General features: G+C 38.5%; 6 protein-coding genes. 5 read left to right on the top strand and 1 reads right to left on the bottom strand.

The features are described from left to right. The first annotated feature begins 508 nt into the window (after positions 1 to 508). Both ABLT31_RS31310 and ABLT31_RS31305 read left to right on the top strand, forming a co-directional pair. Positions 509 to 631: a hypothetical protein gene (locus ABLT31_RS31310; protein WP_367759102.1), complete on the top strand. Its 123-nt coding sequence runs from the start codon at positions 509 to 511 to the stop codon at positions 629 to 631. Positions 632 to 1,463: 832 nt separating this feature from the next. Then, on the top strand, positions 1,464 to 1,928 hold the full coding sequence (locus ABLT31_RS31305) for a hypothetical protein (protein WP_367759100.1): 465 nt from the start codon (positions 1,464 to 1,466) through the stop codon (positions 1,926 to 1,928). A gap of 91 nt (positions 1,929 to 2,019) precedes the next feature. Here ABLT31_RS31305 and ABLT31_RS31300 read toward each other — a convergent pair whose 3' ends face one another. Then, on the bottom strand, positions 2,020 to 2,631 hold the full coding sequence (locus ABLT31_RS31300) for a YitT family protein (protein WP_367759098.1): 612 nt from the start codon (positions 2,629 to 2,631) through the stop codon (positions 2,020 to 2,022). 341 nt (positions 2,632 to 2,972) lie between these two features. Here ABLT31_RS31300 and ABLT31_RS31295 point away from each other — a divergent pair, with 341 nt between their 5' ends. From ABLT31_RS31295 to ABLT31_RS31285, 3 genes are read left to right on the top strand one after another with little or no spacing between them, the layout of a single operon-like run. After that, entirely contained in the window at positions 2,973 to 4,538 is a 1,566-nt protein-coding gene (locus ABLT31_RS31295) for a spore germination protein (RefSeq protein ID WP_367759096.1), read from the top strand. Positions 4,539 to 4,560: 22 nt separating this feature from the next. After that, positions 4,561 to 5,655 carry a GerAB/ArcD/ProY family transporter gene (locus tag ABLT31_RS31290; RefSeq protein WP_367759094.1) on the top strand — a complete coding sequence of 365 codons (1,095 nt, stop codon included), beginning with the start codon at positions 4,561 to 4,563 and terminating at the stop codon, positions 5,653 to 5,655. Further along, positions 5,648 to 6,841 (top strand): Ger(x)C family spore germination protein, encoded by a 1,194-nt coding sequence (locus tag ABLT31_RS31285; protein WP_367759092.1) that lies wholly within the window; start codon positions 5,648 to 5,650, stop codon positions 6,839 to 6,841. Before ABLT31_RS31290 ends, ABLT31_RS31285 begins: the two co-directional genes overlap by 8 nt. Positions 6,842 to 7,056: the final 215 nt, after the last annotated feature.

Genomic DNA, 7,056 nt, shown 5'->3' with positions numbered 1-7,056 from the left:
TAGGTAATAAATCGAGCAGATCCATGAAGGCAGATCCTAAGATCCCGTTAATATGAGTGACCCCTTCCGCCACTAAAGTCTCCACAATGGCTTCACTCGGTGTCATTTTTACTTTCGTGCCTCTTTGTACCTTTTGTTCAATTTTTGCCATGTTTTGAAGCCTCCTTCATAATAAACTTTGGAATATACATCGTGACATACCGACCAGTTCAGAGGTGAAAAAATTGATATATATTTTTCACCTCTAAGCAGGAACTAGGATTCCAATGATTCACATTCAAGTCAAAAATGTTAATCTTCTTGAAATTGTGATGTCACAACGTACGTACCAGTTGATTTACATATTACACACAGTTGGATGTTTCGTCAACACAAAAATAATAACATTCCGACAACGTTGTATAGAATGAACCTTCTGTTTATTATTTATTAAATCAAGGTTAGATAACAGTCCCAGTAAAAACTCTGACTTCCAAAGTTTTCCTTAAGAAACATAGAGCAAGGAGGAGTGCAAGTCTTAAGTCTTCAGCATCTGACTCATCGGAACGAAAGCTTATCAGCGATTTACGTACAAGTGAAAATTGCAGTTCTGATCTCCCTAGACAAGAGAAAAAGCTTAGGGTGGCCTTAATGAATGGAGATCCATAATTCATATTCTTTATATTTATTTATTTGACTTTCCATCAATTAGTAGATAATATAATAAAAAACTGGTACGAACGTCAGGATAACGTAGTTGGTGTTCGTTGCTGCCATTACGGTGAAATAACTTAGGAAACCAACTCTAAAACTAATTTTATTCTATCAAACCAACCTCGTATTCGTCTTTTTCAACAGGAATTGAAAGATTTATTTGAGGGAACTAATTCGGATATTTAAGTACCCTTTAATCCCAAATTCTTCATTATGAAGTATTACACAGGACAATAGAGAGTACGCAAAAGAAAAGGGAGTTTGCTAAGAATTTGTTAAGAACTTGCTATTGAAAACGGTTTAGAAATTTCCCCAAGGAGTTTAAAGAATTTTATAAATTAATTATTTTTCATTAAAACCAAACCGAGTTATTAATTTCCACGTTTACTTCAGCAAACGGATAAAAATTTTGATCAAAGAGAGAAGGAGGAATCGTCTGTACAACGCATTTTCTTGATACAACCATCAAGTTAAAGGAGAGGGGATATGAAAAAATTGTACAGAAAAGGGATAGGCTCATGTTTATCTGCGGTTGATACGGATAGCTTGAATTTTTAAAATAGGCGTACAGCCCAATCATGTCCACTTTATGTCAACGGTAAAACCAAGTCGCAGTCCATTCCACGATGAATAAGAAATTTTGGAGTGGGGAAAGCTCCGCATGGGAATTAATTTACAAACCTTAATAACCAATAGAAGTCAATTAATTTTTAACTAAGGTTGATGAAATCATTGTCTAAAAATTTTAAACAAGTTTGGAGAGAATAGCTATGAAAAAAAACTGGCTAATTATCGGAACAAGTATATTAGTTTTAACCGGGTTGGTAGGTTGTACAAGTCAAGAATCCTCTAAAGAACATATGGAGGCAACTTCCCCTTCTCCTGCACCCAAAGAAGATCAGGCATCTGTTCCTACATTTTCGGTAGAGGGCTTGAAAGACGGAGACCAAGTTAAACCCGGGGATGTGAAATTGTCTATCTCCTTAGCAGAGTTTGAGCTGGTAAATTTTAAAGATCACCAAGAAGCAGAAAATGGTCGAGGGCATATTCACATTTGGTTAGATACAGACCCTAGCAATCCGAAAGAAGCACTTAAAGTTGTTACAGAACCAAACAATATTGTACTAAAAGACGTAAAAGCAGGTGAACATACGCTTGTTATTGGTTTGGTCGGAAATGATCATAAACCGATTGAAGGTAGTGAAACAAAAACATTTAAATTTACAGCGGAATAAAGCCGCTTATAATAACGACAGATACGTAAAAATCTCATGACGCAACATTTCAGTTGCTCATGAGATTTTTTATTCTGCTATTCGAGCTGGATTATTTCTGAATCCCTAAAACATTCCTGTTTTTCCTAACCAGAAAAGTATATTGAGCCATATTATAAAACTCGATTCCTAATGCGAAAAACACAATAAAGGCTACAGACAAGAAACATTGTCTCCAATCAAAAATAAATCCCCCCATAAACACTACAATAAAATCAGTAATAAGCATAACAATACTTAAACGTGAAACGCGTAACTCTTCGAGTTTTATACCGATTAACGCCATCCCGCTAATAGACGCCTTCAAGGATCCTAGAATAGCATATCCAATCCCGATAAATAGCCCTGAAAATACCAATCCCCATAACTCATTAGGATGAATGGCGTTTTCTAGTGGAGACAACAAATACATATTTAAAGAAAATGCTAACATACCGAAAATAGACCTTTTAAAAAGAGTACGATCAACGAAATAAGCCCATATGAAAATCGGTGTATTTATCAACAAGTACACGGCACCAGTGTTCCAGCCCTGTACATAATGAAGAATCATGGAGATTCCCATCAATCCGCCATCAAGAATATGGAGTGGAAGCACGAACAGTGTATACGTGAGAGCAAGAAATAATGAAATGGAATACGTAATGATATAGTTTCTTAACATGTGAATCCTTCCCTTTTTATGATGTATCAAACCAATATGTTTATACTGGTTATGATGTCAGTATCTATAATGTCACGGACATTGATTTTTGTCGAGAATTCACCCGGAATCGTAAAACGCAAACATAAGCTATTTTTTATTTGTTTCTCCTTAAATCTTTGTAATACTAACTTTTTCAAGAACCTATTTGGAAATATGACAGATGACCGTCGGCCTGTTCATTTACTTCATTAGTGTTTGAGCGCAAATAAATACGGAAATAATGTACATGTAATTAGGGTTGAATCCAATATCTTCCACCATGCTACTTGAATGAAGCGCCGAAGGACGAGGTAAATCACATGTTTAAAAACTTTCTAAACAAGAAGAGAAGGCGTGAAGCACAGAGAAACGAATCCGCCCCTAAGAGAGAACCTAGTTATACCGCTAAGAAAATGTCGTCTAGCTTAGAGCAGAATGTTCAGGAGATTCGTGAAGAAATTGGCCATAGCCCTGATGTGATTTTTCGTGAATTTCGCGTTGGCATGACTAAAAACATGGCTACCATTATTTATGTAGATGGATTGGTGCATAAGGATTCTCTTAATGAACAAGTCTTGAAACCGCTGATGCAAGCACAGTCATTAGAAAAAATGATAGATAAAGTCTCCATTTCACCTATCCTCTTGAAAAATTGGATGGTTCAATCGGTCATCTCTCTAACAGAAATCAAGCACGTCACCAATTTGAATGATTGCATTTTAGAAATATTGTCCGGGAATGCTGTACTGCTTATCGATGGAATTGAGGAAGTTTTGATTTTGGGTATCAGCGGTTGGGAGCAACGTTCCATGGAGGAGCCTGTGACGGAATCACTCGTTCGCGGGCCAAGGGATGGATTTGTAGAGACTCTTCGTAACAATACCGCCCTTTTAAGGCGGAGGATCAAAGATCCTAATTTCACGATTGAGAACTTTAAGGTTGGACGGAGAGCGATGAAAGATCTGTCCGTTGTTTATATCAAGGAAATTGTGAACCAGGAATTGGTTAATGAAGTGAAAAGAAGAATCAAGAAGATTGACATTGATGATGTTCCGGAATCTGGTTATATTGAACAGCTGATTGAGGATAACTACATTTCCATTTTTCCTCAGGTACAAAATACGGAGCGACCTGATCGGGTGGCAAGCGCGTTGATGGAGGGACGAGTGGCCATATTGCTGGATGGAACTCCTTTTGCCCTGATTGTACCGGTTTCTTTGTCCATGCTAATGAGTTCGCCTGAAGATTATTATGAGCGTTGGATTCCAAGTTCACTCATTCGGTTGATGAGGTACGGTGCCGCATTCATTGCCTTATTCCTTCCTTCCATTTATATTGCCGTCACTTCCTTTAATCAAGGGATGATTCCAACGAAGTTGGCTATTTCCATTGCCGGTACCAGGGAAGGTGTTCCTTTTCCGGCCATTGTTGAAGCATTAATTATGGAAGTAACCATTGAAATCCTTCGGGAAGCCGGGGTCCGCCTACCCAAGCCGGTTGGTCAGTCGGTTAGTATTGTTGGAGGTTTGGTCATTGGTCAGGCAGCCGTGGAAGCGGGGATAGTAAGCCCGATCATGGTTATTGTTGTTGCGATGACGGCTATATCATCCTTTGCTTTTCCTCAATATGGAGCGGCAATTGCCATCCGAGCACTTCGGTTTGGCATGATGCTGGCGGCTGCCGTGCTTGGTTTGTATGGAGTTATTATGTTTTATATTTTAATTAACGTACATATTGTAAGGCTGAAAAGTTTCGGGATGGATTATTCCGCTCCATTTTCCCCATACCGACGAGGGGGATGGAAGGATATGCTCATTCGAGTCCCGTTCATGATGATGAAAAGGCGTCCAAAAATGAACCGAACTAGCGATAAGACTCGGCAATAGATTCAGGTCCAGGAGGTATATAGTGATTACTAATCCAAGAGATCGCATTACAACGACACAGGCATCCCTAATGATCATGAATTACCTCATTGCAGTGGGATCCATTACCTTGCCTCGTATCGTAGCGGAAACGGTAGGTACAGTGGACGCATGGATCTCTGTCATCCTTGGCGGCTTTCTTGCCCTTTTGGGGGGATATATCGTAGGGAAGCTAAGCCTAAGGTTCCATGACCAAACCTTCTTCGAATTCAATCAAAGTATTGTTGGAAAACTGCTAGGTATCTTATTAAGTCTAATGATGATTATCTATTTCATTGGCTATGCCGGATATGAAGCACGGCTGATGAGTGAAGTGATCCGGATGTATGTATTAGACCAGACACCCATTGAAGTCGTGATTCTTGTTTTTATGGGGGTGTCTACGTATCTTGTGGCAGGTGGAATCAATCCGATTGCACGTATCTGCGAATTGTTTTTTCCCGGCATTTTCTTCATTCTTTTAGTCACACTCCTATTAAGTATCCGAGATTTTGAAGTCGATAATCTTCGTCCAGTCCTTGCCAAAGGACTAATGCCTGTACTGACAGGCATACAAAGCACTATTCTTCCCTTTTTAGGATTCGAAATTATGCTCATATTTACATCATTTATGAAACATCCCAATCAAGTTATCAAGTCTACTCTTGTTGGGATCAGTGTGGTTATTCCTATTTATACCTTAATCGTGGTCATGACGATAGGGAATTTGACACTTGAAGAAGTAAAGACGCTAACATGGCCTCTTATGTCACTGGCCATGAGCTTCGAGCTGCCTGGCGGTTTTTTTGAACGTTTGGAGTCATTGCTTGTGCTGATCTTTGTCATGTACATGTTTACCACTTTCTTTATAGCTCAATACATAGCAAGCCTTGGATTAGCACAATTATTCCGCAAAAAAATCTCATATTTCATCTACGGTCTATTTCCATGTATTTATTGGGTTGCGATGTACCCAGATGATTTGAATAATGCATTTAATGTGGGAGAGTATCTCTCATATGGGGGAATGTTTCTAGCCGGAGTCATGCCACTCCTTTTATGGTTGATTGCTAAAGCAAGGAGAATAGGTAATGAATAGAGTGAAGGGGATCCTTTTGATATGTGTGCTCCTTACTTTCATGATCATGGCTGGTTGTTGGGACCGTAGGGAAATTGAGGATATTGGTTTCGTTTTAGGATTAGGAATAGATAAACTTGAAAAAGTAAAAGCGGAGGAAGAGAAGGAACAAGGGGATGGTATGCAAAAGATAAGGCACATTTCCATCGTAAACCATTTTGTTATCCCTCAAATGAAGTCTGGAATTAATGGTGGTGGGAATAAAAAAAACTATAAGAATGTAATTAGTGAAGGAGATAACGTTTTTCAGATCTTACGGGAACTTTCAACTACAGTAGAGCTGCCTCCAAACTACGAGCATTTGAAAGTAATAATAATTAGTGAGGACGTGGCCAGTTCCATGGATTTGCGTAATTTAGTTAATTTTTTCTTGCGAAATCAGGAAACAAGAAGAACTATAAAATTATTTATAGCACAGGGACGTGCAAGAGATGTTTTTGAAAGTGAGCCAATACTCGTAAATGACTTAGCTATTAAAATGTTACAAATTACAGATAATGCTAAAAGGAATCTTCGGATCGCTCCAGAATTAGATTTAGGCGAGATGTCGGAAAAACTTACGGCTGAAACTAGTTTCATTGTTCAACGGGTGATTACCTCTCAAAAGAAATCAAGGATTTCAGGAGCTGCGGTTATTCAAGGAAAAAGCCATAAGATGGTAGGGTGGTTAAGTGAAGCGGAGATGGAGGGGTTGAATTGGATTAACGGAAAGGGAAAAATGGGTGTTGTAGAAGGTAAGGACGACAACAAAGATGAGATAGTAATCTATGAGGTCGATCAAATAAAAAGAAAGATCAAACCATATGTTGAAGGAGACAAAATATCCTTTGTTGTTGAAGTTGAAACGGAAGGTGCTTTAAGGGAAGATTGGGCAGTTTCTGAGGATGCCTTTGATCATAGCTATATTCAAAGAATGGAACAAACAATGGAAGAAGAAATTAATCGCTCGGTAGATAAGGCCTTGGCCAAGATCCAGAAAGAGTTGAAAGTTGATGTTGCCGGTTTTGGTAAGCAGTTGAGTTTCCAATATCCTGAAGTATGGGAGAAGGTAAAAGATAATTGGGAAAGCAGATTTAGTGCGGTTCCAGTTGAGGTAAGGGTAAATGCTCAAATTCGTGAATTTGGTACAAAGGGAAGGAAGAATTAATTCCATTGTATAGATTGTCAAGATTTTAAATTAAAGAGGTTTTAAATGGTAAGGGTAATAGAAAGATCCCATTTCAATGTTGATATCATGGGATTTAGAGTATGAATATGCTTTTCCCTTTCGCAAGTCGGAGGGAAATAAAAATAGAAAGAACCAGAAGCTTATTATTAAATCCTAGAAGATACTAAACGAAAAGAATAGAAATTACCTGGTCC

The sequence above is a fragment of the Ammoniphilus soli genome (genome assembly GCF_040813775.1).
This window is presented reverse-complemented; position numbering and strand designations above follow the sequence as displayed.